The organism is Phyllobacterium sp. YR531, assembly GCF_000282595.1.
GTDB lineage: Bacteria > Pseudomonadota > Alphaproteobacteria > Rhizobiales > Rhizobiaceae > Phyllobacterium.
Genome location: NZ_AKIZ01000015.1, coordinates 21,992 through 48,860 on the forward strand (window position 1 = coordinate 21,992; position 26,869 = coordinate 48,860).

General features: G+C 51.3%; 31 protein-coding genes. 24 read left to right on the forward strand and 7 right to left on the reverse strand.

Annotation, left to right across the window (positions count from 1 at the left end):
- Window positions 1–158: 158 nt before the first annotated feature.
- Together PMI41_RS06235 and PMI41_RS06240 are read left to right on the forward strand one after the other, a co-directional pair.
- Window positions 159–1,790 carry an acyl-CoA dehydrogenase family protein gene (locus PMI41_RS06235; protein ID WP_008122918.1) on the forward strand — a complete coding sequence of 544 codons (1,632 nt, stop codon included), beginning with the start codon at window positions 159–161 and terminating at the stop codon, window positions 1,788–1,790.
- A 273-nt stretch (window positions 1,791–2,063) separates the two neighbouring features.
- Window positions 2,064–2,396, forward strand: a complete 333-nt coding sequence (locus tag PMI41_RS06240; protein ID WP_008122920.1) for a DUF6105 family protein — start codon at window positions 2,064–2,066, stop codon at window positions 2,394–2,396.
- Here the strand turns inward: PMI41_RS06240 and ruvX are convergent.
- Window positions 2,360–2,860: a Holliday junction resolvase RuvX gene (gene ruvX, locus PMI41_RS06245; protein WP_008122921.1), complete on the reverse strand. Its 501-nt coding sequence runs from the start codon at window positions 2,858–2,860 to the stop codon at window positions 2,360–2,362. The genes PMI41_RS06240 and ruvX overlap by 37 nt on opposite strands.
- A 112-nt stretch (window positions 2,861–2,972) precedes the next feature.
- On the opposite strand from ruvX, the gene PMI41_RS06250 reads away from it, so the two are divergent.
- The 11 genes from PMI41_RS06250 (at window position 2,973) to PMI41_RS06300 (ending at window position 12,043) form a co-directional block, all read left to right on the forward strand.
- The gene (locus PMI41_RS06250; protein ID WP_008122923.1) at window positions 2,973–3,677 is read left to right on the forward strand and encodes a metal-dependent hydrolase; all 705 of its coding nucleotides are present in this window, start codon (window positions 2,973–2,975) and stop codon (window positions 3,675–3,677) included.
- 69 nt (window positions 3,678–3,746) lie between these two features.
- The gene (locus PMI41_RS06255) at window positions 3,747–5,441 is read left to right on the forward strand and encodes a hypothetical protein (protein WP_008122925.1); all 1,695 of its coding nucleotides are present in this window, start codon (window positions 3,747–3,749) and stop codon (window positions 5,439–5,441) included.
- An 83-nt stretch (window positions 5,442–5,524) separates the two neighbouring features.
- Window positions 5,525–5,812: an Asp-tRNA(Asn)/Glu-tRNA(Gln) amidotransferase subunit GatC gene (gene gatC, locus PMI41_RS06260; protein WP_008122928.1), complete on the forward strand. Its 288-nt coding sequence runs from the start codon at window positions 5,525–5,527 to the stop codon at window positions 5,810–5,812.
- Window positions 5,813–5,821: 9 nt separating this feature from the next.
- On the forward strand, window positions 5,822–6,304 hold the full coding sequence (locus tag PMI41_RS06265) for a GNAT family N-acetyltransferase (protein ID WP_008122930.1): 483 nt from the start codon (window positions 5,822–5,824) through the stop codon (window positions 6,302–6,304).
- Between the two features lie 9 nt (window positions 6,305–6,313).
- Window positions 6,314–7,795, forward strand: a complete 1,482-nt coding sequence (gene gatA, locus PMI41_RS06270) for an Asp-tRNA(Asn)/Glu-tRNA(Gln) amidotransferase subunit GatA (protein ID WP_008122931.1) — start codon at window positions 6,314–6,316, stop codon at window positions 7,793–7,795.
- On the forward strand, window positions 7,786–8,265 hold the full coding sequence (locus tag PMI41_RS06275) for an N-acetyltransferase (protein WP_008122933.1): 480 nt from the start codon (window positions 7,786–7,788) through the stop codon (window positions 8,263–8,265). Before gatA ends, PMI41_RS06275 begins: the two co-directional genes overlap by 10 nt.
- Before the next feature lie 2 nt (window positions 8,266–8,267).
- On the forward strand, window positions 8,268–9,062 hold the full coding sequence (locus tag PMI41_RS06280; protein ID WP_008122936.1) for a YdcF family protein: 795 nt from the start codon (window positions 8,268–8,270) through the stop codon (window positions 9,060–9,062).
- Window positions 9,059–10,240 carry an NAD(P)/FAD-dependent oxidoreductase gene (locus PMI41_RS06285; protein ID WP_008122939.1) on the forward strand — a complete coding sequence of 394 codons (1,182 nt, stop codon included), beginning with the start codon at window positions 9,059–9,061 and terminating at the stop codon, window positions 10,238–10,240. The genes PMI41_RS06280 and PMI41_RS06285 overlap by 4 nt, the downstream gene beginning before the upstream one ends.
- Before the next feature lie 9 nt (window positions 10,241–10,249).
- Complete coding sequence (locus PMI41_RS06290; protein WP_040853964.1) at window positions 10,250–10,993, forward strand: GNAT family N-acetyltransferase; 744 nt, start codon at window positions 10,250–10,252, stop codon at window positions 10,991–10,993.
- Between the two features lie 81 nt (window positions 10,994–11,074).
- Window positions 11,075–11,440 (forward strand): GFA family protein, encoded by a 366-nt coding sequence (locus PMI41_RS06295; RefSeq protein ID WP_008122943.1) that lies wholly within the window; start codon window positions 11,075–11,077, stop codon window positions 11,438–11,440.
- Window positions 11,441–11,863: 423 nt separating this feature from the next.
- On the forward strand, window positions 11,864–12,043 hold the full coding sequence (locus PMI41_RS06300; RefSeq protein WP_008122945.1) for a flagellar FlbD family protein: 180 nt from the start codon (window positions 11,864–11,866) through the stop codon (window positions 12,041–12,043).
- Here PMI41_RS06300 and PMI41_RS24175 read toward each other — a convergent pair.
- Window positions 12,040–12,471: a DUF2267 domain-containing protein gene (locus PMI41_RS24175; RefSeq protein WP_008122947.1), complete on the reverse strand. Its 432-nt coding sequence runs from the start codon at window positions 12,469–12,471 to the stop codon at window positions 12,040–12,042. The genes PMI41_RS06300 and PMI41_RS24175 overlap by 4 nt on opposite strands.
- A gap of 316 nt (window positions 12,472–12,787) precedes the next feature.
- Between PMI41_RS24175 and PMI41_RS06310 the strand changes: the two genes are divergently transcribed.
- The 3 genes from PMI41_RS06310 to PMI41_RS24185 all read left to right on the forward strand — a co-directional run bounded on the left by PMI41_RS06310 (window position 12,788) and on the right by PMI41_RS24185 (window position 15,927).
- Window positions 12,788–12,970, forward strand: coding sequence for a hypothetical protein (locus PMI41_RS06310; RefSeq protein WP_008122949.1), 183 nt, complete (start codon window positions 12,788–12,790; stop codon window positions 12,968–12,970).
- A gap of 283 nt (window positions 12,971–13,253) precedes the next feature.
- Window positions 13,254–15,296, forward strand: coding sequence for an autotransporter outer membrane beta-barrel domain-containing protein (locus PMI41_RS24180; RefSeq protein ID WP_008122951.1), 2,043 nt, complete (start codon window positions 13,254–13,256; stop codon window positions 15,294–15,296).
- Window positions 15,241–15,927: an autotransporter outer membrane beta-barrel domain-containing protein gene (locus PMI41_RS24185; RefSeq protein WP_008122954.1), complete on the forward strand. Its 687-nt coding sequence runs from the start codon at window positions 15,241–15,243 to the stop codon at window positions 15,925–15,927. The genes PMI41_RS24180 and PMI41_RS24185 overlap by 56 nt, the downstream gene beginning before the upstream one ends.
- A 62-nt stretch (window positions 15,928–15,989) precedes the next feature.
- On the opposite strand, the gene PMI41_RS06320 is transcribed toward PMI41_RS24185, so the two are convergent.
- Window positions 15,990–17,522 carry an acyl-CoA carboxylase subunit beta gene (locus tag PMI41_RS06320; RefSeq protein ID WP_008122957.1) on the reverse strand — a complete coding sequence of 511 codons (1,533 nt, stop codon included), beginning with the start codon at window positions 17,520–17,522 and terminating at the stop codon, window positions 15,990–15,992.
- A 163-nt stretch (window positions 17,523–17,685) separates the two neighbouring features.
- Between PMI41_RS06320 and PMI41_RS06325 the strand changes: the two genes are divergently transcribed.
- Together PMI41_RS06325 and PMI41_RS06330 are read left to right on the forward strand one after the other, a co-directional pair.
- A complete protein-coding gene (locus PMI41_RS06325) occupies window positions 17,686–18,771 on the forward strand; it encodes a DUF898 family protein (protein ID WP_008122958.1) in 1,086 nt (361 codons plus the stop codon).
- Entirely contained in the window at window positions 18,761–19,816 is a 1,056-nt protein-coding gene (locus tag PMI41_RS06330; RefSeq protein WP_008122961.1) for a M48 family metallopeptidase, read from the forward strand. Before PMI41_RS06325 ends, PMI41_RS06330 begins: the two co-directional genes overlap by 11 nt.
- A 1-nt stretch (window position 19,817) precedes the next feature.
- On the opposite strand, the gene gloA is transcribed toward PMI41_RS06330, so the two are convergent.
- A complete protein-coding gene (gene gloA, locus PMI41_RS06335; RefSeq protein ID WP_008122963.1) occupies window positions 19,818–20,258 on the reverse strand; it encodes a lactoylglutathione lyase in 441 nt (146 codons plus the stop codon).
- 266 nt (window positions 20,259–20,524) lie between these two features.
- On the opposite strand from gloA, the gene PMI41_RS06340 reads away from it, so the two are divergent.
- From PMI41_RS06340 to PMI41_RS06360, 5 genes are all read left to right on the forward strand, one after another.
- The gene (locus PMI41_RS06340; protein ID WP_008122965.1) at window positions 20,525–21,106 is read left to right on the forward strand and encodes a cold-shock protein; all 582 of its coding nucleotides are present in this window, start codon (window positions 20,525–20,527) and stop codon (window positions 21,104–21,106) included.
- Window positions 21,107–21,116: 10 nt separating this feature from the next.
- Window positions 21,117–21,596 carry a DUF192 domain-containing protein gene (locus tag PMI41_RS06345; protein ID WP_008122967.1) on the forward strand — a complete coding sequence of 160 codons (480 nt, stop codon included), beginning with the start codon at window positions 21,117–21,119 and terminating at the stop codon, window positions 21,594–21,596.
- Complete coding sequence (locus PMI41_RS06350; RefSeq protein WP_040853966.1) at window positions 21,593–22,369, forward strand: alpha/beta hydrolase; 777 nt, start codon at window positions 21,593–21,595, stop codon at window positions 22,367–22,369. The genes PMI41_RS06345 and PMI41_RS06350 overlap by 4 nt, the downstream gene beginning before the upstream one ends.
- Before the next feature lie 203 nt (window positions 22,370–22,572).
- Entirely contained in the window at window positions 22,573–23,397 is an 825-nt protein-coding gene (cysE, locus tag PMI41_RS06355) for a serine O-acetyltransferase (RefSeq protein ID WP_008122971.1), read from the forward strand.
- Window positions 23,398–23,498: 101 nt separating this feature from the next.
- Window positions 23,499–23,705: a DUF3126 family protein gene (locus PMI41_RS06360; protein WP_008122972.1), complete on the forward strand. Its 207-nt coding sequence runs from the start codon at window positions 23,499–23,501 to the stop codon at window positions 23,703–23,705.
- A gap of 153 nt (window positions 23,706–23,858) precedes the next feature.
- Here the strand turns inward: PMI41_RS06360 and PMI41_RS06365 are convergent, their stop codons facing one another.
- Complete coding sequence (locus tag PMI41_RS06365) at window positions 23,859–24,584, reverse strand: hypothetical protein (RefSeq protein WP_008122974.1); 726 nt, start codon at window positions 24,582–24,584, stop codon at window positions 23,859–23,861.
- Between the two features lie 106 nt (window positions 24,585–24,690).
- On the opposite strand from PMI41_RS06365, the gene PMI41_RS06370 reads away from it, so the two are divergent.
- Window positions 24,691–25,218 (forward strand): gamma carbonic anhydrase family protein, encoded by a 528-nt coding sequence (locus PMI41_RS06370; protein ID WP_008122976.1) that lies wholly within the window; start codon window positions 24,691–24,693, stop codon window positions 25,216–25,218.
- Between the two features lie 41 nt (window positions 25,219–25,259).
- Here PMI41_RS06370 and PMI41_RS06375 read toward each other — a convergent pair whose 3' ends face one another.
- A complete protein-coding gene (locus PMI41_RS06375; RefSeq protein WP_348225795.1) occupies window positions 25,260–25,823 on the reverse strand; it encodes a transglutaminase-like cysteine peptidase in 564 nt (187 codons plus the stop codon).
- A 387-nt stretch (window positions 25,824–26,210) separates the two neighbouring features.
- A complete protein-coding gene (locus PMI41_RS06380; RefSeq protein ID WP_008122980.1) occupies window positions 26,211–26,819 on the reverse strand; it encodes a PilZ domain-containing protein in 609 nt (202 codons plus the stop codon).
- Window positions 26,820–26,869: the final 50 nt, after the last annotated feature.

Genomic DNA, 26,869 nt, shown 5'->3' on the forward strand with positions numbered 1-26,869 from the left:
CACTCCCCAACTAATTGTCTGAAAAGCCCGAAACAGCAGGCGCAGGGCGATGATGAATATCGACTATCGGCAAAGAGTCCATATATTGAGCGCATTAACCGCTTGTCAGAATGTTCGCTCCATATAGAAGAAAAGCGAATTTGAATCAGGACAGTTTCTTGAAAACCCACGACGTTCTCAACCAGACCCCAACAATGACCGGGCAAAACGCTTATCTCGGCGATCCGCTATTCATGCAGATCACCAAGCGATTCCCGAAATCTGTGCGTGATGAGCTGGAACAGAGCGGACGTTTTGTACTGTCCGGCGACGCGTTGGATCTCGCGCGGCTTGCCAATACGGAAACACCGAAGCTGCGTACCCATGACCGTCAGGGGTTCAGGGCAGACATTGTTGAATACCATCCGGCTTACCATGCGTTGATGCGCCGCTCGGTCGGACAGGGCCTGCATTCGTCCATATGGGAAGATGGAAAGGCCGAGTCCGGTTTGCGCCATCAGGCACGTGCCAGTCGGTTTTTCCTGACATCGCAGCTTGAATGCGGGCATTTGTGCCCCTTGACCATGACGAGCGCATCGCTGGCCGCACTTATGGCTACGCCAAACCTGTACCGTGAATGGTCGCCGTTGATCATCCCGCGCAAATATGATTCCAGCAATAAATCGCCAGCGAAAAAGACGGGTCTGACCCTCGGCATGGGCATGACCGAAAAACAGGGCGGTACTGACGTCAATACCAACACGACCAAGGCGGAACCGGCGGGCAGCGGCTTCTATCGGCTGACCGGGCATAAATGGTTCATGTCTGCGCCAATGTCCGATGCGTTTCTGGTGCTGGCGCAAGCGCGTGAGGGCCTGTCATGCTTTCTGGTACCGCGCATTCTGCCGGACGGCTCATCCAATGGGTTTCGTTTCCAGCGGCTGAAAGACAAGCTTGGCAATCGCTCGAATGCTTCATCGGAAGTTGAATTCGAGAACGCTCTCGGCCAGATGGTCGGCAACCCCGGTGATGGCGTCAAAACCATTATCGATATGGTGACACTGACACGGCTCGACTGCTCCATTGCTTCGGCGGGACTTATGCGTGCAGGGCTGGCGGAAGCCGTGCACCATGCCCGCAACCGCATTGTTTTCGGCGGTCCGTTGATCGACAAACCTCTGATGCTGCGCGTTCTTGCCGACATGGCGCTCGATTCTGCGGCTGCGACAGCTCTCACCCTTCGGCTTGCCCGTGCATTCGACAATGCGGCGCGGGATCGTGGCGAGGCGGCATTTGCCCGTGTCATGACCCCGGTCGTAAAATACTGGGTGGCAAAGATTGCCCCGGCGATGCTTTACGAGGCCATGGAGTGCCTTGGCGGCAATGGCTACATCGAAGAGGGGAATCTTGCACGCTATTACCGCGAAGCCCCGGTCAATGCGATCTGGGAAGGCTCCGGCAATGTCATGGCGCTTGATGTGCTGCGTGTATTGAAGCGTGGACCCCAACTTTTCGACGAAGTTCTGAACTGGATCGGTGCGCAACTCGGGCGTGGCGGGCAGGGTACGGTAGAAGTGCTTCGCGCTGCCATGCGCGTGGCAGAAAATGATGAAGGTGCAGCGCGTATCCTGACCGAGCAATTGGCGCTCGCCGCTGCGGGTGCGGAATTGCGCTATCTCCACTCCGAAGATATTGCCGATGCATTTATCGAAACGCGGCTTGGCGGGCAGTGGCGTACAACCTACGGCATGCTTGATGCACGTCACAACGCAGCCAATATTGTGAATTCTCTCTATCCAGCCGCTGGTTGATTCGAGACGCGAGAGCCGTTGTTTGACAGCTCCGGATGCCGCCACAGGGGCATTTGAGTCAAATTTTCGTAAAATGACCCATAAAAATTTGCAGTGAGGCCGGACAGCCCCCTCGCTAATTCCTTCAATTTGAATTAAATTTTCTTAAATTAACCTTAACAAACGGTTTACGTTGCGGCTAACGTCTTAACAGATATCAGTCTGAGTCGAAAAGACTTCGTAAAAACCGTGGGTTAGGCCAATGACGCCTGCAATCCCTTTGAGGAGCATTTGATGCGCAACTTCCTGATTTTCTGGGGCGGACCGCTGGTTTTCTTATGGGGATGGTACTTCCTGTCGTATTACGACCTGAGTATGGGCATGCATTTTTTTAGCCGTGAGTTGCACGATCAGGTTTTCACAATCTACGGAAATATCCTCGGAATAGCCCCCGAGAGCATTCCTCCGCTGGTTGCAAGGGCTTGCGTATTCGATACGGGACTGGTTCTGCTGCTGATCGCGTTCCGCCGCCGCCGCAAGATCATCGCCTGGGTCAAAGCCTGGCGTGCCGAGCGTGCAGAACGTGCGCGTTATTCCGAAGAGTTGCCAACTGCGTCCGTTTCCTGACGCAGGCTTTGCAGGCGATCCAGTGCGCCTTGCAAAATAAAAGCTGCTGCGGCGGAATCAATTCGTTCCGCCCGCTTCTGTCTTGAGACATCCATACCGATCAAGGCGCGTTCTGCCGCTACTGTCGACAGGCGTTCGTCCCAATAGACAAACGGCAGATCGGTCAGCTTTTCCATATTGCGGACGAAGGCGCGAGTCGCCTGAACGCGTGGCCCTTCGCTACCATCCATATTGACCGGCAGACCAATGACAATTGCACCGACATTGTCAGCGGCGAGCATTTTCAGAAGGTCCTGTGCGTCATGCGTAAATTTAGCTCGTCTCAACACAGGGCGCGGATTGGCAAAGGAAAAACCCCGGTCTGAAATAGCAATCCCGATTGTCTTCGTGCCGAGATCAAGACCTGCGATGGTCTTTCCATCAGCGACATGCTCTTCCAGTTGCTCAATTGCCAAAATCGTCAAAGTCTTTTGCTTCCTGCGGTTGTCTGATCGTTGATAGATCGGTTTAATCGTCACATAACGCTATTATATGCCTCTGGCGAGGCATGACTTAACTGATGAAGGATTGAACAAGATGAAAATCACATGGCTGGGCCAATCGGGTTTCCGAATTGAAACTGCAAAGAACATCATTCTGATCGATCCGTTTCTCAATGGAAATCCCGGTGCCAAGGGCGTTGATTTCAAGGAAGCGACCAAAGGCGTCAATCACATTATCCTTACGCATGGCCACGGCGACCATGTGGGCGACACGGTGGAGATATCAAAAGAAACCGGCGCGCTGGTGACCGGCAATGCCGATCTGGTGACTTGGCTTGGCTCAAAGGGTGTTGCACGCGTAGACCCTACGAATACAGGCGGTACAGTTTCTTATGACGGCTTTACAGTGACTTACGTCAATGCGTTACATTCATCTGCCCACATGACCGAGGATGGTGTTTCGCACTCTCTTGGCAATGCGAATGGCGTGGTGCTGCATTTTGAAGACGAACCGACGCTCTATCACATGGGGGATACGGACATCTTTTCCGATATGGCCTTGATCAATGAACTGCATCAACCCGAGATCGGCATGGTGCCCATTGGCGACCGCTTTACCATGGGCGGAGCTGTTGCAGCGCTTGCAACACGACGCTACTTCAAGTTTGGAAAAGTCATACCCTGCCACTATGGGTCATTTCCCATAATCGACCAGACTGCCGACAAGTTTGTCGCCGGAATGGAAGGCGGCGAAAGTGAAGTTGTCGTTGCTGAGGTAAATAAGCATTTTACTGTTTGATTTTGGTTTGTTAGAGCCATTGGCAGCGGTGATGTTTATCGCCGAATAAACCGACCCTTGGAGAATATCTTGCGCAAACTGCTGTTGATTTCCTGTTCGCTTCTGGCACTCACACCTGCTGCGGCGCAGACAGTTGATGCCAATGGTGCGAAAGAACTCGCGACAACCTTGTCGAAATATTTTGGCAAGACAGCCATCGAAAAGAATATTCTGAGCGTCAAGCCGGAAGGTGACAGCTATAAGATCACCTTTAGCACGTCCAAGCTGCTCGAAGTTCTGCCAAAGCAGGAGCTATTCAAGGGTGATTTCGGCGAATACAGCTTCTTGACCAAACCGCTGGCCGATGGGTCGTGGGATGTTACCTCAAAAACCTTGCTGCAAGGCTCCATCGAGATAGATGCGGCGACTGGCAAGGAAAGTACCAAATGGTCAGCTGAAAACATGGATTTGCGAGGCAATTTCGATCCGAAGATCGGAACTTTCTCCAAGGCAACAGCCACATATGATGGCTTCAAGATGAGTTCGACTGCCCCAACGCAGCAAATGGAAGCTACGGCGGGCAAGGCAAAAGCCGAGATGGTCGCAACGGCCAACGCAGCGGGCGGCGTTGATTTCACACAAGTTCAGACAATTGATGATTTCAAGGAAACGATTTCATTCAAGTCCGACCCTGCCGCTGATGAGAACGCGACCGATGGTGAAGTCAAGCCATCCACCCCAGCAGCGCCTGAGGAATTGATGAAGATCGGCATCAGTGCCGCGAGCCTCGGTGTCGATGGAAAAGGTAGTGGTTTCAGATATGTGGAACTTCTAGATCTTTGGGCATTTTTCGTCGCGCACTCAGATGAATTTGCCAAGACGCCAGAAGAAAAGACCAAACTTACCGAAGCCAACCAGTCTGAATTGAAGACAAAATTGCTTGCTGCCTTGCCACTTTGGGAGAACCTCACAGGGGCGTATCGGTTTTCGAATTTGAATGTTGAATCGCCGGTAGGGCCATTTCTTGCAAAAAACATTTCGCAGGAAGTGAACTTTGACGGTATCAGCAAAAACGGCACCTATAATTATGCCTTGCGGACAAACGGTCTGCAGTATCCCGTTTTGCCCATTCCGGATTGGACCACTCCATTTCTTCCGACCGATGTTGAGCTTTCTTTTGGCACAGCCGGACTTGATCTTGATACAGTGGTGCGCGGCGCCATCAAGGAAATGGATTTGAACAAGGAAAAGCCGCTTCCGGATGCATTTACGGAAAATACAGCGGCTGCTTTCATGCTCAACCCGCCTAAGGTTGTCATATCCAAAAGTCTTGTCAGAACTGTCGATGCGGAGCTTTCGGTAGAGGGCGAGGTGACGTTTGCGATGATGAAGCCGCAAAGCCGTACCACGTGGGAGATGGCAGGCTTCGACAAGCTGGTGGACCGGCTGAACAAGGCATCGGAACAAGAACCAGAGATCAAAAACTATATCGTCTTCGCCAAGTTGGCCAAAGACTTCGGTAATGAATTGCCTGATGGGCGCATCCAATGGGTTGTCGATCAGAAAGTGGATGGCTCAATCCAGATCAACGGCAATGCTGTGAAAGGTCCGGACGAGGCTGGAAAATCATTGTTCGATCCTTCCATTTTCGGAATTGCGCCTGATGATGATGCAGCGGTCACCGATGATGATGACGCAGCAACACTGGACGATGATTCACTGGATACGGAAGACGCCCCAATTGACGGCGATCAGGAAGAAGTTGCCCCTGAAGCGCCACAGTAAAAGCCTATCTGCCCTTGTCCGTTGCGCTCAAGCGTAACGGACACTATAGCTGCAACATCAAAATCTGAAATTCAGGAATTTCCATGTCCGTCGATACTGCCACCGTAAAACGCGTTGCGAACCTTGCCCGCATCGCGGTCACCGAGGATGACGTTTCCCGGATGACCGGCCAATTGAATACGATCCTTGGCTTTGTTGAGCAACTGAATGAAGTGAATGTCGAGGGTGTTGAGCCCATGACTTCGGTAACACCTATGGCAATGAAAAAGCGCCAAGATGTTGTCAATGATGGCGACAAGGTTGCCGATATCGTTGCCAACGCGCCAACGTCTGAAGAAAACTTCTTTGTTGTACCAAAGGTCGTGGAGTAAGTTTTCGCCATGGCTGTTTCCGTCGCGATAGAAACACCTTTGCAGGATGATGTGAGGTCGCTGGTCAGCGATCTCAACGATCATCTTTTGCCGCTTTCCCCGTTGGAATTCCAGTTCAAGATGACTGTTGAGCAAATGGCGGGGGAAGACACGACAGTGTTTGTCGCGCGCGATGAAACAGGACAGGCAATCGGTTGCGGCGCCTTGAAAGAACATGCCGATGGTGTCGGTGAGGTCAAGCGTATGTTTACCCGCCCAACTGTTCGCGGACAACGCATCGGCTCGGCTTTGCTTGAGGCAATTACGGCGCTTGCCGGTGACAAAGGGATGAACCGGCTGGTTCTGGAAACCGGCACAACGCCGGGTTTTGAGCCTGCGTGGCGACTTTACGAGCGCTCAGGATTCGTGCGCTGCGGCGCACTGCTCGACTATCCGGATTCTGAATATAGTGCATTTTACGAAAAGCGGCTCGCATTAACGCCAGCCCAATAAGGACTTAAGATGACCGATCTAACCGCTCTCACCATTGCCGAGGCGCGCGACCAGCTGAAGGCCAAGGCGATTTCCGCTACGGAACTGACTGGTGCATATATTCAGGCAATCGAGAACGCTAATGAAGCGCTGAACGCTTATATCGTTACAACGCCTGAAAAGGCGCTGGAAATGGCCAAGGCTTCCGATGCTCGTCTTGCTGCAGGTAATGCAGGGCCGCTGGAAGGTATTCCGCTCGGGATCAAGGATCTGTTTGGCACTGAAGGTGTCCACACGCAGGCCGCATCGCATATTCTGGATGGTTTCAAGCCGCATTACGAGTCAACAGTAACAGCCAATCTTTGGGCTGATGGCGCCGTGATGCTGGGCAAGTTGAATATGGACGAGTTCGCGATGGGCTCATCCAATGAGAGTTCATATTATGGGCCGGTTAAGAACCCTTGGCGCGCCAAGGGCTCCAATGTTGATCTGGTTCCCGGTGGTTCATCAGGCGGCTCTGCTGCGGCAGTTGCCGCGCGGCTTTGCGCCGGTGCCACTGCGACCGATACGGGTGGTTCAATCCGCCAGCCTGCAGCGTTTACCGGCACGGTCGGTATCAAGCCGACCTATGGCCGTTGCTCGCGCTGGGGTGTTGTTGCCTTCGCATCGTCGCTGGATCAGGCCGGACCGATTGCCCGCGATGTACGTGATGCTGCAATCATGCTGAAGTCGATGGCCTCCGTTGATGCCAAAGATACAACATCTGTCGATATCGCTGTGCCTGATTATGAAGCTGTTATCGGCAAACCGCTTGCCGGCATCAAGATCGGCATTCCGAAGGAATATCGCGTTGACGGTATGCCGGAGGAAATCGAAAAGCTCTGGCAGCAAGGGATTAGCTGGCTGAAAGATGCCGGTGCGACCATCGTGGATATTTCCCTGCCGCACACGAAATATGCGCTTCCTGCCTATTACATTGTAGCGCCTGCAGAAGCTTCATCGAATCTTGCACGCTATGATGGCGTTCGCTACGGTCTGCGTGTTCCGGGACGGGACATCGTCGATATGTATGAAAACACCCGCGCCAAAGGATTTGGTGAAGAGGTGAAGCGCCGCATTATGATCGGCACCTATGTGCTTTCTGCTGGTTACTACGACGCGTACTATCTGCAGGCCCAGAAGGTGCGCACGCTGATCAAGAAGGATTTCGAAGACGTCTTCCACGCGGGTATTGATGCAATCCTGACACCGGCTACGCCTTCGGCGGCTTTCGGTATTGCAGATCAGGAAATGAATTCCGATCCGGTGAAAATGTATCTGAATGATATCTTCACAGTGACTGTGAACATGGCCGGATTGCCGGGAATTGCCGTTCCTGCCGGTCTCGACAGTCGTGGTCTGCCACTCGGGCTTCAGCTCATTGGGCGCCCATTTGACGAAGAAACCCTGTTCCAGACCGCCTATGTGATCGAGCAGGCGGCAGGCAAGTTCAACGCTCCGAAATGGTGGTAATCAGGCGCGCAACAGGAGCCGACATACCAGCAATCGCTGCTGTCGGCTCAAGCGCCTGGGCGTCCAATATTTTTTCTTTTGAACCCGAGCTGCCCGGTATGCGCGCGCATGTCGAAAAGGCTTTTCGCGAATTTGCCGAAACATCTTTTCCAACGGTGACCATCGCCGAAGTTGAGCAGATTGTGGTTGGCTGGGGCGCGCGGGAAGAAGACAATGACTACATCTCCGATCTATGGGTAGAACCAGCCGTGCAGGGGCAGGGCATCGGATCGTCCTTGCTGCGTGAAATGAAGAATGCGATCCTGCAAGCAGGTTATCTCAAAGCCCGCATCAGCACGCACGCCCGCAATACCGGCGCAATCAGGCTATATCAGCGCGAAGGTTTCAACATTGTCGAGCAGGGGCCGGAGTGGTCGACAAGCCTAGAGCGCGAGATAGACAAGGTCCAGATGCTGGCTGATTTGGAGTAATCATGTTTTTTGTATTTTCAAAGGTTTTCTGGTTTTTCGCACAGCCGCTGAACTTCGCCATCATCCTTATGGCCCTGACATTTCTGTTGCTGGTATGGCGCTGGCGGCGACTTGCCATGACGACAGCAGCCATAGCATTTCTGGTGCTGGGCCTTGGTGCCTGGACCACGCTGGGCGCACTCATGATCAATCCGCTGGAAGACCGTTTTCCACGTCCTGCTACGCTACCTGCGAAAGTGGATGGCATCATTGTGCTTGGCGGCGGGTTTGAAGGCGGCGTCAATCTGGTGCGCGGCGGCTATGAGCTCAATGCAAGCGGTGACCGGTTTGTGGAAGCTGCAATTCTGGCGCGCAGACACCCCGAAGCAAAGGTAGTCGTTACCGGAGGAACAGGGACTCTGCTGCTGGATGGCGAGGCAGATGGTGTAACAGCGCCGCGACTGTTGACCGCTCTTGGCGTAGAACCGGGAAGGCTTATTCTCGAGAGCAAATCACGCAATACCTATGAGAATGCAGTTTTCACCAAGGAAATGGTGGAAGCGAAACCGGGGGAAACCTGGTTGCTGATTACATCGGCGTTCCATATGCCGCGTTCCATGGGACTTTTCCGGAAAGCCGGATTTGAAGTGACGGCATGGCCAGCCGACTACCGTGCTTCCGGTGCGGAAACTATTGGGCTTGCGGAGGATAATCCGCAGGATTCCTTGCAAAATATGGCAATCGCAGCGCGGGAGTGGGCCGGTTTGCTGGCCTATTGGCTGGCGGGCCGCACAGACCAGTTGTTGCCCGCACCATGACCGCGCACGTGGATGTTCTCATCATCGGGGCGGGCGCCGCTGGCATGATGTGTGCCATTGAGGCGGGCAAGCGCGGCAAGTCCGTGCTGATCGTCGATCATGCTGCTTCGCCCGGCGACAAGATACGTATTTCCGGTGGCGGCCGCTGCAACTTTACCAATATGAATGCGGCGCCACAGAACTACATCAGCAAAAATCCGCATTTCTGTATTTCAGCATTGCGCCGCTACACACAGCGCGATTTTCTGGCTTTGGTAAACCGCTACGGCATTGCCTGGCATGAAAAGACACTTGGGCAGCTTTTCTGCGACGGTTCCGCCAAGCAAATCATCGACATGCTGGTCACGGAAATGAAGCAGGCGGGGGTTGCACTGCGTCTGCGGACAAATGTCGATTTAATCGTGCAAAGCGAGGGCGGCTATCTGGTCGATCTGGCTGGCGACAAGATAAAATGCACATCGCTGGTTGTCGCTTGTGGTGGGAAATCCATACCGAAGATGGGTGCTACAGGTTTCGGCTATGATATTGCGCGTCAGTTCGGATTGAACATTACTGAAACACGCCCGGCATTGGTGCCGCTGACTTTCGACGAAAACACCTTGGCGCCGCTCAAGCCGCTTTCGGGCATCGCGGTCGATGCGGTGGTCAGTCACGGCAAGACCAAATTCGCCGAAGCCATGCTTTTCACCCATCGTGGTCTCAGTGGACCATCGATATTGCAGATTTCATCATTTTGGCGGGAAGGCGACACGATCAGCGTTGCCATGCTGCCCGGCGTAAAGGTGCTCGATGCCTTGCGAGCCGCACGAGCGCGCAATGGTCGTCAGGCACTACAGACAGCATTGAGTGAATTACTGCCGAAGCGACTGGCGCAACTGATCGCGGAAAACAGCGGTATTGAAAAGCATCTCGCCGATCTCACAGACAAGCAATTACTGGCAGTGGAGAAGGCCATCAATGAATGGCAGGTCAAACCGGCAGGGTCAGAAGGTTACAGAACTGCTGAGGTGACACTTGGCGGCGTCGATACGGATGGACTGGATCAGAAAACCATGGAGGCAAAGGCCGCAAAAGGTCTTTATTTCATAGGTGAAGTTGTAGACGTAACTGGCTGGCTTGGGGGATATAATTTCCAATGGGCCTGGTCGTCTGGATGGGTTGCAGGACAGGCCGTATAGGGTGAAAACGTGGATGATGATCTGAACTGGCGGGTCGAGGAAGCTTGCAACAATGCCTGGCCATCGCCGCGCGAACTCATTCATCAAGGATGGCTGATGCGATTTTCCGGTGGTGGAATTCGCCGGACAAACTCGGTCAATCCCCTACGCGGTATTCGCGGCAAACCAGACGGATTGATAAGAACAGCTGAGACCCTTTACACCTCGCTGGGTCGCAAACCGATTTTCCGGGTGCCTCACATCGCCGATGATCTGGACGATCAATTGAGAGAACGTGGCTATGGGATGGCCGCTGGCTCTGCAGTTCTTTTCTGCGATCTTGCAGCGCGATCATTTGCGCAGGTTGATGGCGTGCTCATAGAAAGAGAGATGAGCGCTGATTGGCATAATGAAAGCCACAGGATCGGTGCTTCATCAGAACTTGATCATACAATTTTTGCGCAGATGATCGCTACCATCGTGATACCAAAAGCGTTCGTGAGTATCCGAGCCGATGGCAAAACCGTCGCTAAAGCATATGGCGCGATCGATAATGGTTTGCTGGTCGTAGAATCTGTGGCGACCGATCCTGATTATCGCCAACGGGGATACTCCCGTAAAATTCTCACGGCCCTTATGGGCTGGGCAAAAAGGGAAGGCGCGGAAGCCGCGTGCCTGCAAGTTCTGGCAGATAACACAGCCGCCAGAGCGCTCTATGCTTCATTGGGTTTTGACCACGAGCTTTACCGCTACCATTATCGCATGAATCCGTGAAGTATTCGCGCCTCCTGACATCAGGTTGTCAGGAGGTGTCATATATTCGTTCCGGAAACGTGTCATCGAGGGGAGAGAACCATGACTATTCTGGCCAGTTGCCATTGCGGCGCAATCAAGTTTGAAATCAGCGACATTCCAGAGTCTGTTACTGTGTGCACTTGCACCTTCTGCACCAAGCGCGGGGCTCTTTGGGCCTATTACACTCCCGATCAAGTAAAGCTTTCGGTCACGCCTGGGGCGGATGCCACATATTCGAAAAACGGCATGGCAAAGCATCATCACTGCAATGTATGTGGCTGTGGCACTTTCTCCGAAGTGCCTACCTGGGTGGACTATAAACCGGATTGGGAAAATCCGCGGGTCAGCGTAAATGTGCGGCTCTTCGATGATTTCGACATCGCATCGCTACGGGTAGATACGATTGACGGAAGGAATCTCTGGTAAGTGATTGCTTGATTGAGAGAATCCTGCTTCCTTGAGTAAGAGCAAGTTTTGCTTATATAGACCCATTCTGCCGGAGGGAATTCGCGGACAAGGTCGAGGGATTTAGCGAGGCCGATGTTTACCCATCGGACGATGCTAAAACCCGGAGGATTTGGCCCGAATTCACCCGGCCCACTGGTCGAACCGCATTTCTATAAAATGCGGACAACTCGACCAGCGGGTTTGAAAGCTTGTTGGTTTGCCTTGGCAAACCAACGGCTGGGTTTCCGGCTGACGGCCAACCACTTTGTCAGGCAGCTTCGTTCGATGGAACCACATCGACCTAGCTACCTTCGGCGTGGATTGTCTCGTCATCCGAGAAACAGAATTGGCTCTATATAGGCAAAATTTGCTCTTGAGACGCTCATACAGGGAGGTAAGGCCATGTGGATCAAGCTCACAGACGTTAATGGCGATCACATCACGTTGAATTTCGACCATGTTGTCTCTTTCAATCCCTACGGCACGGGGACGCATATAGTCACCATCACGGCGGGACTTACCTTTTTTGTCAAAGAAACCGCCGAAGATATTCAAAGCAAAGTGGGCGTGAAAAGCAGCTAGGCGGTTTGCCCACTATTCGGCCAAAGCGGCTGTAAAACAGGCGGTAACTGTTCACCTGCAATCTTTGCGTTATGCGCATCGAGTTGCTTTGCCATGATTGTAAGAACATCTCTGACAATCGTGTCGGGCGGACTATGATGCGCCGTGAGATCGTCGTAAACCTCTCTTGCCAATTGCTGTTCTGATACCAGATCAAGGGCAGGGCAAGGCCGCCACCCTTCTATGAACAACCCACGGGGCAATGGCGGTAAAGCGTCCGCGAATGCCAGCACCTGATCTGTATTCATATAGCGGCGTAGCCGATGCATGACACTGCGCATGCTGGCAAAGCTCTGATTATGCGTTGCAAACATTGCTCGCGTTTTGAGTGCGGAAAGCCAGTCCTGAAACTGCCTCGAAGCGTGAACAATTTCTTGGGGTTGTGTCATGTGCTCTCCCGTTATTGACGAGAAACGTCTGCGTCTTCATTTGGTTCTGAGAAATTTTTAGTACGCATATTGGGGCTTGGCTGGCAGGAAATTGCTGGCAGGACGCGTCGCCGATATAAACATTGCGCTTTTCTTGCCTTTCTCGGAACCTTCTCGTGTTTCACTTGTTATATCAAATACAAGTCAAAATCGGATACAAATAGTGATTTGTTAAATCGGTTTAGTTTTTGTAGAACGCCACAATGCAACGGAATTTAAACTGTATGCGGGTAGAGGTTTACTCTCTCTGAGGGTATTTTTATGGAGGTATCAAAGAATGATAACAATAAATAACGATACGTCATCAACAGTTGATACAAATGTACTGAAGATGGCACAGGTGGCCAAAGCCAATTCCAAGCTTGTGAAAGCTACGACAAAGATCAGTGAACCCTGCGACAGCCGCACAATTTCCCAGATATTGCGCGAATCCAGCGGCGGCTTCAGCTTCCGCCGATAATTCTACACTCTTTATACTGTTTTGAAGGCTCTCCTTTTGGGGAGCCTATTTTATTATGCGACGTTTTACATCTAAGAGTTGTAAATGTAACAATTCAATTGAAAGCTGTATATCTCAAAATGTAGAGTTTTATTCAGTGCAGGATATTGTTTATATTGTATTGAAAGTATTATAGTGTTGCTGGGTTTGGCATTTTTGTTTTATATATGATGTCATTGAGTGAAATTATTTTTACGCATGTAAAGTTTATTTTATAAAGTTAATTTATTTATTGGAGTTTATAATGATAGGTTGTATTGCCGGTCGCAGAGGGGTTGCGCGCTCTATAAAGTTCTTCAACAAAAGCATCGTCGCAGTTCTTTTCTGTACGACTGCCTTGATGTCAACTATGTCCGACAGCTTTGCAACTGATGACTATGGTATATATTCATATAAAGATGGTAATGGTCCTACTTCGGTTAAAGTTAAAGGACGTGTCAACGGCAACTTAGATGGTATTCATGTTCACATAGAAGGTGCTCAATCCAGCACAACCGGGTCAGGCGATTCTGATATTACTATCGAAGCAGGGGCCGGTGACATTATCGGTGGCAGAGACGGTATTTTTGTTAACAATTATGGTGCTGGCGCTACAAATATCGCCACTGAGGCGACTATCAGCGGGGGCCGAACGGGTATCCAGGTTGTAAACGGTAAAACCTCCACCGACGTGACAATTAATGCAAAAGGAACGGTTACAGGCGTGGAGTTTGGTATTGGTATCGACAATTATGGCACTGGCTCGACTCTTATCAACAGCGATGGAGAGGTTCAGGCCACTGAATATGGTATTTTCGCTACCAACAAAGAACCGACAACAACCGATTTGACAATTATTTCTAACGGAACGATCCATGGTAAAACCGGCATAGCTGCGGAAAATTACGGTTCGGGTATCACCACAGTCAATGTCAATGCTGATGTTAGTGGCGTCGAAAATTCTGGCCTTTATGTTGATACAAGGGCAAGTGATGCAATTGTGGATATCGGAAGCGGGCGTATTTCTGGAAAAAAAATTGGGATTGATCTGTCCAACACCGGCAACGGTAGTGCCGAAATCACCAATCATGGAATTGTAGAAGGAGGACAGGTCGCTATATCGGCAAAATCGGTCAACGGGAATAAAATCAACCTTCTAAATAAGGGCGAGATTTTCAACACGTCAGCAAAATGGGACGATCTCGCAATCGAGTCATCCGGTGGGTCACTCTCTCTCGTCAATGATGAATTGGTCACGGGCCGGATAATATCGGGGTCCTTTAACGATAGTTTCAGCAATCACAATCTATGGCAAACGATCGGCGTTACTGATTTTGGTGACGGTGACGATACTGTCGCCAACGAAAACCTGGTGATCACCGCGAATTCAGCAAATGCTGAGACGACAACATTCAGCGGGCTCGAAAAGTTCATAAATCGGGGTGTGTTGAATCTGTCGGATAATGCCGCGGGTGATCGGACCATAACTTCCGGCGACTATGTGGGAGAATCTAACAGCGTCGTGGAAATCGATACGGAACTGGGTGACGATAACTCGCTGACAGATCAGTTGGTAATCGAAGGCAACAGTTCCGGAAGCTCTCATCTTTTGGTCAATTCATTATTGGGCAATGGCCGGCCCACGAATGAGGGCATCAAAGTCATCGATGTGAAAGGAAATTCAGCTGCTGTATTCTCCCTTTCTGAAAACAGCCCAAACAGCTACCTGCATGATGGTCAACAAACTATGGTTGCTGGAGCCTTTGCTTATAAATTGTATAAGCATGCCGCAAGCGCCAGCGACGGCGATTGGTATTTACGGTCGCAGTTGAAAAACCCTCTGCCGGAACACGATCCCTTGCCGGTGATTGATCCGCAGCCACCAATTATTGATCCACAGCCACCAGTAGTTGATCGACAGTCCCTAGTAGTAAACCAGCAACAGGCGCCATTATACCAAGCGGGCGCTCCGGTTTACGAGACATATGCTCAAACGTTGCAGGCATTGAACACTATATCAACGCTCAAACAACGCGTGGGTAATCGCCATTGGTCAGATGGAAAAGGTACAAGTAAGGACAAGGCTCACTCAACGATCAATGCTCAAGCAATTTGGGCACGGATTGAAGGCAGTCATGCGCATGTCAAGTCTGAGACATCAACCACAGGCGCTAACCATGAAAGCAATGTGTGGCGCATCCAATCTGGATTGGATGGTGGTTTGTATGAAGGAAATGCCGGCGTCCTGTTCGGTGGTATTACAGCATTACGGGACCGTATCCACAGACATATCATCTGCGCATGGTGAGGGCGATATCGACACGACGGGTTATGGCGTCGGGGCCAATCTGACATGGTATGGAGATAATGGCCTCTATATCGATGGGCAGGCGCAGGCTACGTGGTATGACACTGACCTAAACTCAGATACAGCCAATCTCAATCTTGTCGCCGGCAACCGTGGTTTTGGCTATGGGTTGAGTATTGAAGCTGGCAAACGTATTGAGATCGACCAGCAATGGCAGATTACACCACAGGCCCAACTGGTTTACTCAGACGTTGAGTTTGATAGTTTCACCGATGCTTTCGATGCAAGGGTTGAACTCAAGAACGGAGGCAGCCTGAAAGGCCGTATAGGTGCCGCAGTTGAGTATGAAAATTCATGGCTCGGTGAATCAGGGAAGGCGGTACATACCAATCTTTACGGTATTGCCAATCTCTACTATGAATTTCTTGACGGCACCAAAACAGACATTTCCGCAACCAGCTTTATCTCTCGAAGTGAACGCTTGACTGGCGGCCTTGGACTTGGTGGCGACTATACCTGGCAAGACGGTAAGTATGCCGTTTATGGTGAAGTCTCTGTTATTACCACCCTTGCACAACTCGGCGACAACTACAGCCTTAATGGGACAACAGGGTTCAAAGTGAAATGGTAGCTTCTCTCAATATACCGCGATAACTGTAAATAATGGCAGCGTTTTAATGCTGCCATTATAGTTTAAAGCGGGATGTTGTCGTGTTTCTTCCATGGGTTTTCCAGATCCTTGTTTCGCAACATGCGCAATGCACGGGAAATGCGCTTGCGAGTTGAATGAGGCATTATCACCTCATCAACATAACCGCGCTCGGCGGCAACGAAGGGTGACAGGAAGCGATCTTCGTAGCGCTTGGTATGCTCGGCAATCTTGTCAGCGTCACCTATATCCTTGCGATAGATGATTTCTACGGCACCCTTTGCACCCATGACTGCAATCTGGGCGGAAGGCCACGCGTAATTTATATCGCCGCGAAGATGTTTGGAGGCCATGACATCGTAAGCGCCGCCATAGGCTTTGCGCGTAATGAGCGTGATTTTCGGTACAGTTGCTTCTGCGTAAGCAAAGAGCAATTTGGCACCATGTTTGATAAGGCCGCCATATTCCTGCGCCGTGCCAGGAAGGAAGCCGGGCACATCGACAAAGGTGACGATGGGAATATTGAAGCAATCGCAGAAGCGCACAAAACGGGCTGCCTTGCGGGACGCATCACTGTCAAGAACGCCTGCAAGAACCATGGGTTGATTGCCGACGATGCCGACAGTCCTGCCTTCAACACGTCCAAAACCGACAACAATGTTTTTGGCAAAACTTTCCTGAATTTCAAAGAAATCCGCTTCGTCGACTGTTTTGCGGATAAGCTCTTTGATGTCGTAGGGCTTGTTCGCATTGTCTGGCACGAGACGATCCAGCGAGTAATCCATTTCGTCTGTTGGCTGGTAGCATTCGATTTGAGGCAGTTCAGCGGTATTGGATGCCGGCAGAAAATCAATCAGACGCCGCATCTGTAGAAGTGCGGCAACATCATTGTCATAAGCGCCGTCTGCGATGGATGATTTTGTCGTATGGATCGATGCGCCGCCGAGCTGTTCGGCAGTCACAGTCTCGTTGGTGACGGTTTTTACAACATCCGGGCCGGTGACGAACATATAAGAGGTGTCGCGCACCATGAAGATGAAATCGGTCATGGCGGGTGAGTAGACATCGCCGCCGGCACATGGGCCCATAATCACCGAGATTTGCGGGATGACGCCGGAAGCGAGCACATTGCGCTGGAAAATCTCGGCATAGCCCCCAAGCGCTGCCACACCTTCCTGAATACGCGCACCACCTGCATCATATAGCCCGATAACCGGCGCACGGTTGCGCAAAGCCATGTCCTGAATCTTCTGGACCTTTTCCGCATGTGCTTCGGACAGAGAGCCGCCGAACACAGTAAAATCCTTGGCAAAGACAAAAACAGTGCGGCCGTTGATCGTACCCCATCCGGTAACAACACCGTCGCCAGCGAACTTGGTGTCTTCCATGCCAAAATCAGTGGAGCGGTGTTCGACAAACATATCGAACTCTTCAAATGAACCTTCATCGAGGAAAATATCGATGCGTTCGCGCGCTGTGAGTTTGCCGCGCTTATGCTGCGCTTCAATGCGGGCTTTGCCGCCACCTTCGCGCGCAATGGTTCTGCGGCGCTCAAGCTCGATAAGCACATCCTTCATAGCATTCCTCCACATTCGTCATTTCTGATAACAGGAGAGTGTGAGGCTTGGAAGAGACTTTATTTCCGCTCAGATGCACGCTCTGCAAGATGTGGGATTGCAAGTTGCGTGCATTCCGCAATAGATACAATTATTTAGATTTTACTTTTGTTTCGGGGGAAACATGACTGACTCAATACCGGCCCAGTTTGGCCGTTCCGACTATACCAGCACGCACCGCTTTATATTTTCCGGGACAGCAAAAGAATATTTCGGCATATGGATCGTCAATGTAATTCTGACGATCATAACTTTGGGTATCTATTCTGCCTGGGCAAAAGTTCGGCGCAACAGATATCTCTACGGCAATACTGCTTTGGCAGATGGTCGTTTTGACTATCACGCGCGGCCAATCCAAATTCTTATCGGCCAAATAATCGTTATTGGCTTTCTGATTACATACAACGTGTTTCTGGCGTTTCTTCCGCTGGTTGGTATTGCATTGGCGATTGTATTCGTCGTTGCCATTCCATGGCTTATTGCCCGCGGACTGCGGTTCAGCGCGCGCGTCACGAGCTATCGGAACGTACGGTTTGACTTTACGGGCGGATATTGGGGAGCGGCAAAGGCCTTCTATCTTGGCCCCTTGGTGGCGATGATTACAGCCGGGATTTGCGCACCGATCGCAAGCCGGTGGATGCTGCGCTACACCTTGGGTAACACTCTTTATGGCGGTCGCGAATTCAAAACGCAGGTTGGACTTCGCCCTCTTTATGGTGTCTGGTGGTTGCCAGCACTCATTTCGCTCGCAGGCCTCGTGCTGTTTACCGCTGCCTTTATACCCGTCATCGCTTCTATCAAAGCTGCGGCAGAGGGGGGTACTCCTCCTGATTCAGTCAGCACTTTAATGATAATCCTGCCGCTATACGTTTTGTTTTTCGCTTTGGGCAGTGTTGTACAAGGCTTGTATTCTGCGGGAGTCCGCAATGTGGGCTATAGCGCGACAACGTTTGACGAGCGGCACGCTTTGGCGTCAGACATGCCGCGTTGGCAGTTCGTGTGGGTCATTTTCTCGAATCTGGTTGTGACGATTTTGTCATTGGGCCTTATGCGCCCTTGGGCAACAATCCGCCTGGCAAAATTTCAGGCGGACCACACTGCGATGCATTTTGACGGCGAGATCGGTGAAATCCTGTCCACAATCAAGGATACCGGCTCAGCTGTTGGTGCCGAATTCATCTCCATGGAAGGGATAACAGTTGGCTTCTGATCAGTCGCAGATCGCGGGAGTCTGGTATCCCTATCTGTCGAGCCGCCAAAATCAGGCGTTCTTGACGGCAGAGGCGGGTAGTCTCTCGGTCGTTTCAACTGAGGAAACCCTGCTTGTCTCGGACGATATATCGGCTGTGACCATCACCGGACGGGTCGGCAATATACCAAGACGGCTGACGTTCAGCGATGGCACAGTGTTCGAGACGCCGGATAATGATGCAATCGACCGGCTGGTATTTGCCCATAGGGGCAGGCGCTCCGGCTGGATACACAGCCTTGAGCGCTTCCATCCGAGGTTGCTGGTGGTTGCCGTCCTGGCGATTGCCTTTACATTTGGCATTTACCGCTATGGACTTCCCGTGCTTGTGAACGTTGCTGTTGCTGTCACGCCGCCAATTGTCCCTGAGCTTATGGCGAAGGGCACAATGCAAACGCTGGATGCCACCACCTTCAATCCCACCGAGCTGACTGAAGAAGATCAAACTGAGCTGCTTGAAGGGTTTGAGCGTTTGGCGGTCGAGTCCGAATACCGCCCGGAACAATTGAAACTGCAGTTCAGGCAGGGTGGTTTGATCGGACCCAATGCCTTCGCTTTGCCGGATGGAACCATCATTATCACTGATGAACTGGTGGAGATGGCCGATGGCGACAGTGAAATGCTGCTCGGCGTTCTGGCCCACGAAATCGGGCATGTGGAATTAGAGCACAGTCTGAAGCAGGTCTACCGTTCCGCCGGGGCTGTCGCGTTGATCATGTTGATTGGCGGCGACATTGGCAGCGGAACGGAGGATATTCTAACTCAGGGCGCGGGCCTTTTGGCCCTTTCGCATTCGCGAGCCCAGGAAGCGGAAGCAGATCGCCGTAGCGTCGAGATGATGCTCAAGGCCGGTTACAATCCGGAAGCGATTGGCCGGTTCTTTAAGCTTATTCAAGAGAAACTGCACGACACCAGTAATACAAGCATGCTTTCCACTCATCCGGGCACGCCCGATCGTTTGAAAAGTGTGCAGGAATACATGCAGGAACTGCAATCCAGAAAATGATTTACCAAGTGCCGGTGTTTGGCATGGATAGCCATGGCTCCTGCGGTGCAAGGGCCGGGCCTTTCTGGATCAGCTCGATCGAAATACCATCAGGCGAGCGAATGAAAGCCATGTTGCCATCCCGGGGAGGACGGTTGATCACGACACCCTTGTCCGACAAATCCTGACAGGTCTTGTAGATATCATCCACGACATAGGCGAGGTGGCCGAAATTGCGCCCGCCAGTATATTCTTCCGGGTCCCAGTTAAAGGTCAGTTCGAGTTCGGGCGCGCGTTCGGCAGCAGAGCGGCCTTCATCTTCAGAGGCAGCGAGAAAGATAAGCGTGAACCGGCCTTTTTCATTTTCCGTACGGCGAACTTCTTTCAGGCCGAACTTGTTGCAGTAAAAATCCAGCGATTCATCGATATCGCGGACGCGAACCATTGTATGAAGATAGCGCATCTTTTGCCTTTGGGTTCTTTTCACGGGATTGGAATAGTAGTGCCTTCCCGCCGGAAAGGGCGAGTGACTACCAATATCGATAACACTAATTGCTTACGCGAACAAACCAGCGAGCTAATTTCAAGAGACTGATTGAGGATAAACGATGGTTTTGGTTATAGTTTGCAAGAAAACAACAAGATGATACTTGCTCTCCGCTATCGGACCGGTGTTATTCTTCAATAAGAGAATCAGTGTTTCGTTTTCGGGAGAGGAGGGCTCGCTTCATGTCAGACAGAACAGTATCGACCCAGATCTCCCATAATGATGAAGGCACAAGCGACAGTCTCGACCTCATCGAGGTTTCAGGGGCGATCAAATGGTTCGATGTTGCCAAGGGCTACGGTTTTATTGTCCCGGACAATTCAGAGCTTCCCGACATTCTTCTGCATGTGACCTGCCTGCGCCGTGATGGTTTCCAGACTGCACTCGAGGGCGCACGTGTTGTCTGCGAAGTGAAGCAGGGTGAGCGCGGCATGCAGTGCTTCCATGTAAAGTCCATGGATAATTCGACGGCAGTGCACCCGACAGAAATGCCGCCTGTACGCACCCACGTCACTGTGACACCCTCCAGCGGGCTGGAGCGGGTTCTGGTCAAGTGGTTCAACCGCACCAAGGGCTTCGGCTTCCTGACGCGCGGCGAAGGCACGGAAGACATTTTCATTCATATGGAAACATTGCGCCACTTCGGCCTTACCGAGTTACGGCCCGGTCAAGTCGTGTTGATCCGTTTCGGCAATGGCGAAAAAGGTTTGATGGCTTCGGAAGTTCATCCTGATATCGGCACGCAGCTGCCGGTTTCCCACTGAAGACCTGTTGATGAATCGCCTGAAATTATTGCTGGCCGTTATGGCTTTTGCGCTGATCCCTGCTTTCACAGCACTGGCGCAGCAAAATGCGCCTATGCATCTGCCGATTGATGCCGTAGCGCTGACAATCAATACAGCCAAGGGTGACGTACCTTTCAGCGTTGAAATCGCTGACGAGGAGGAAGAGCGTCAGCGCGGTTTGATGTTCCGTACCGATTTGAAAGATAACAGCGCGATGCTGTTCGTCTTTGACCAGACCAGACTGGTTACGATGTGGATGGAGAATACCCCGTCTGCTTTGGATATGCTGTTTCTCAATGAGAGCGGACGCATCGCTGCAATACGCCAAAATGCCGTGCCATTTTCGCGAGACACCATATCGTCGGGTGGGCCGGTGAAATTTGTTGTCGAAGTAAAGGCTGGAACGGCGCAACGTCTCGGTTTAAGAGTTGGCGACAAGGTGCGGCATCCCGCAATTGAAGCCAAATAACGGACAGCAAAATGCAATTCTTTGAAAATGACGGGTTAAAGCTTGCCTATGTTGATGAGGGCGAGGGCGAACCGGTGCTTCTCATTCATGGCTTTGCTTCATCGTCATTGTACAATTGGATACAGCCCGGGTGGATTCCTGTATTGAAGTCGGCAGGATATCGCACAATCGCGATAGATAATCGTGGCCACGGCGCTTCTGACAAGCCGCATGATAAGGCGGTTTATACTCCCACCCGCATGGCGGGAGATGCTGCCGTACTTCTGGATCATCTTGGAATAAAATCAGCTCACGTAATGGGTTATTCCATGGGCGCACGCATCAGCGCCTTCCTCGCATTGGAACACCCGCAGCGCGTGCATGATCTGGTGTTTGGCGGTCTTGGCATCGGCATGGTGGAAGGTGCCGGCGATTGGTCGCCCATTGCAGAAGCGCTCATGGCGGATGATCCTGATGCGATTACACACCCTCGCGGCAAAATGTTCAGAATGTTCGCGGACAAGACCAAAAGCGACAAGATCGCATTGGCGGCTTGCGTTATCACTTCGAAAGAAGAAATCAGCGCGGAGAACATGGCGCGCATCAAGCAGCCAACTCTCGTTGCTGTTGGTACAAAAGACGATATTGGCGGTAGTGCACAAAGACTTGCGGCGCTGATGCCTCACGGTGAAGCTATCGATATTCCCAATCGTGATCACATGCTGGCGGTTGGTGATAAGGTCTTCAAGGAAGCCGTTCTGGAGTTTTTGAAGCGTAACCCAATCACCGCTTAAATTCCGAGAACGCCGTTTCTTGCACGCAAGCACGATTTCGCCTAGTCAAGGCGGGCGGCCAATATGGCAATGATCAAGTATATGAATGCCATCTTCAAAATTTCTTGCGGTTTGTGTGCAGGAATATGAGGTGTCATGAAACGACTTTTGCCGTATAATCCGAGCTAGAGTATAAAATTCGGCTGAATGCCTGGAGCTAAAACATGTCAGCAAGCGTACCGATAAAGATGACTGGATCGATCAAGCAGATCGACCCGATCTGGCATGCGATCCGGGCTGAGGCGGAAGAGGTGGTGCGCAACGAGCCTCTGCTTGCGACGTTTCTTTACACCACTGTTTTGAACCATCAGTCGTTAGAACAGGCGGTCATTCATCGCATCTCGCAACGTCTTGACCATCCGGATGTTGAATCTGAGCTGCTTCGGCAAACTTTTACGGCCATGCTGGAGGCTAATCCCTCCTGGTCGCAGATTCTGCGCGTCGATATTCAGGCAGTCTACGACCGCGATCCTGCTTGCACGCGTTTTCTGGAGCCAATCCTTTATTTCAAGGGATTTCAGGCCATCCAAACCCATCGTCTTGCGCATTGGCTGTGGAATGAAGGGCGTAATGACTTCGCGCTTTATCTGCAGAGCCGTTCTTCATCAGTGTTCCAGACTGACATCCACCCGGCCGTTCCCATGGGGCAGGGTGTGTTCTTCGACCATGCAACGGGCATCGTTGTCGGCATGACAGCTGTTATCGAAGACAATGTTTCAATTCTTCAAGGCGTAACCCTTGGCGGCACCGGCAAAGAGACTGGTGACCGCCATCCAAAAATCCGCAACGGTGTTCTGATTGGTGCTGGCGCAAACATTCTGGGCAATATCGAAATCGGCCATTGCTCGAAAGTGGCGTCCGGTTCCGTGGTCCTGAAACCTGTCCCGCATAACGTGACCGTAGCAGGCGTTCCTGCCCGTATAGTCGGCGAGGCAGGCTGCTCGGAGCCATCGCGCGCTATGGATCAGCTTGTTACGAACTTCGAATAAAGCTTGTTTCTTTACCACTAACGATTGCAGTCAGCCCTTTACAGGGCGCAGTGCCGCATGGCAAACCGCTCTGACTCGATGAATATGACAGGAGATTTTAGGTGAAGCCCGAAGAATTGAAAAAACTCGACAGCTACTTCAAGCGGACATTCCGCAATACGGAGTTGGTAGTGAAAGCTCGCCCGCGGAAGGATGATTCCGCAGAACTTTATCTGGGCGACGAGTTCCTCGGTCTCATCTACAAAGACGAGGATGAGGGCGAACTGTCCTATAATTTCTCGATGGCTATTCTGGAAATGGACCTCTGAGAGGTTACTTGATATTCGCGCTATGCCGGCCTGCAAATGGAGCTTCTCTCCGATCCGGTGCACACGTACCAAATGTACGCTCTGTGCCGGTTCTCAAAAATAACCATTTTCAGCCCGGCATATCGGGAATCTCTTCGCAACTTTATCTGGACTTCACTCGGCACTTTTAATGTGTCCACGCGCAAACTCTTTGATTTGCTTATCCAGAAGCCGCCAATCCCCAAGCATTTCTCTGGGAAACCGATAGGTCAGCTGTAAATTACTGCCGATGAAAATATCGCTCTGACAGGAGGCCAGATTGTCTCTTGATGATTGTTCATCAAGGCAGCGCGCGACAAAGGGACGTTTCGCGCCGTGATCCGGCGCAACGAGCAGTTCCTCATTTACAAAACCGCTATCGCTTCTGAAGCGCTGGATCGTCAAATCAGCCGGCCCCGCAATGCCGGGCCCCTCGGTCAGGGGAAGATAGACAGGGCCATAACGGCCGGACATATCCTGACTTCCCTGCCGCTCTTCGAAGGTCAGGAACAACAGTCTCTTTCCAGATCCCGCGCCATTGAAATCATCTTTAAGTTCAGGCGTATAGCCCTGCATATCAGGCCAATGCAGATACAGGTCAACGCGGTCTGCGATTCCATCGCGGCGTTGCCTGTCAAAGCGGATCATGTTTGCCGGGATTTGCAGAACGTCATTGCCAATGACAATTTCCTGAACCGAAATATCTTCCGTGTGTCCGCCGAGCGAGATTGTGTGTCCCAGAAAATAGCCAGCCATCGCCAGACTTAGCGACAAGGCGCAAAGCGCGATCACGCAATAAAATATCTTGCGCAATATCAGGCTTGCCGAAATTGCCTTTATGTTCTGCGCGGTCGCTTGCATGAGCTTGCCTGTAGAAGTTATTCCGCAGACAGTTTAATCGCCTATGTGCTGATTTATGGTTAATTGAGTATCAACAGGCCATTCAGTTTGATTCTGGAGGAAGCTAATGCCGATATTTTCGCTTAATGGACATGCACCGCAATTTGAGCATTTCCAGTCAAACTGGATAGCGCCTGATGCAACAATTGTCGGTAAAGTGTTTCTGGGCGAGCATGCCGGTATCTGGTTCGGATCAGTGCTGCGCGGCGATAACGAACTCATTCATGTCGGTCGCAATACCAATGTGCAGGAACATACAATCATGCACACGGATATGGGATATCCGCTGACGATTGGTGATGGTTGCACGATTGGGCACCGTGCAATGCTCCATGGCTGCACTATCGGAGAAAACACACTCATAGGAATAGGAGCAATCATCCTGAATGGTGCAAAGATCGGCAGGAATTCGCTTGTGGGGGCTGGGTCATTGGTCACTGAGCGCAAGGAATTTCCGGATAATTCGCTGATCGTCGGTTCACCCGCCAAGGTAGTGCGAACCCTTGATACTGCTGCAATAGAACAGTTGAAGCTTTCTGCCGCGCACTATGTGGAGAACGGCAAACGTTTCATGAGCGGTCTTGAGATAGCCTGACTATCGCCGGTGCAGATGCACCGGCTTGCCCCGATTAAACCCTACTGTTCGATGCTGCCGACCAGTACCTGGCGATCATCGTTGATCGAAACCCATGCGCCACTGTTCTTTGTTGACTGGCGCTTGAGGTAATCATAGTTGGTTTCATTCCACGGCTTGATACGTGCTTCGAGATTGTCGAGAATATAGTCGCCTTGGCCGGTGCGAACAGTCAATACAGCGTGACCTTCGCCATTCATCTGGCGTACGACGGTGATAAGAAGATTGCTCAAGGGAATACCGTTTTCATTGAGCAGTTTACGCTTTAGCAGGACGTAATCTTCGCAGTCGCCAACAGTTGTCGGGTAGGACCAGACTTCGGCTTTGCCCCAAATATCCATATCAGTCTCAGGCCGGACCTGTGCATTCACCTGACTATTGACCTGAACAAGCAGATTCCATGTCTTTGATGTAAGGCTCAACGGCGTATCGTTGCTGCTCTTTACACTGCATTCGCTTCTATAGGTCTGGCAAAACTCATAATGACCTATCGGCTGCGAGGTGCGGCCACCAGTTTTCATGATTGTCGCTGAAACACCAGCTTCAGCATAGGCGGCAATACACATGAAAAGAAATGCAGTGCCAAGCAGGATTGTCTTTTTTATCATTACCGTCGTCTCCCCGGTTGAGGCGACAATGGCAGAGAGAGTTTGATTGAGCGGAAATCTTGATGAGTAAATATGAATGAATAAAGTAGTAAAAAATAAAGGAATTAGGCAATTACTATGTATTAATAAGTGTTATTATTTAGTTTAAATAAGTAATATATTGAATAAAACTGAGAATATTAGAATTAAGTAATGGTTTAAATTAATATGTCATTATTTCTATTGGCTTAACGCGCAGCCAGTCAATGCCAGATGATCGCCGTCTTCTGGCGGCAATCGGAACAAAAATATTTCACGGACATGAAGAAAAAACTGTAAATGCGGGCGAGAGGCGAGAGGAAGCTTCTAACCTTCAAAGGCAGAGTCAATTGCCTCGCGGCTCTGTACCGTGGCAAATTCAATAGCGACACCTTCTTCGAAATGCCGCACGACACGTCCTCGCATGGTCCCGAGGATAACCTGGCTATTCAGGGCAGGGCGCATACGAAGCTCTACAGCTGCGCCAGAGATGGATAAATCGACAATACGGCAAGGATATTGCCTGCCATCAGCCATGGAAAGCGTCGTGATTGGGTTGCGCGGCGCAATACGCTGATGTCGGCGATCTTCCGGCATATCCAGCTCATGCTTGTTTGCAAGCCATGTCAGCTGCGCAGCAATTTTGTTTTTCTTGCGATCAGAAGCGATAAGCGACAGAAGAAAACCGCCGCTTACCAGTCTTTCGACAGTGCCTTCAACCCGGCCAATGTGATCAATATAAGCAATAACGCGTTCGCCATTATTGGCCATCACATCCGTGCCGATGATGACATCACCGGGGGACATTTCGTTTATCTGACAGACATGCTCGGTACGGTCTTCGAGCATGAAGCGTCCATAAAGCTGGACCTTGACACTGTAAAACTTTGCCGTGGCGACCGGACTTGGACTTGAGCCATCGCGGGTGAGTTGCATCGTTTTGTCCAATAGCAGTGTTTAATAAGCTTGTTAGCAAACTATGCCAC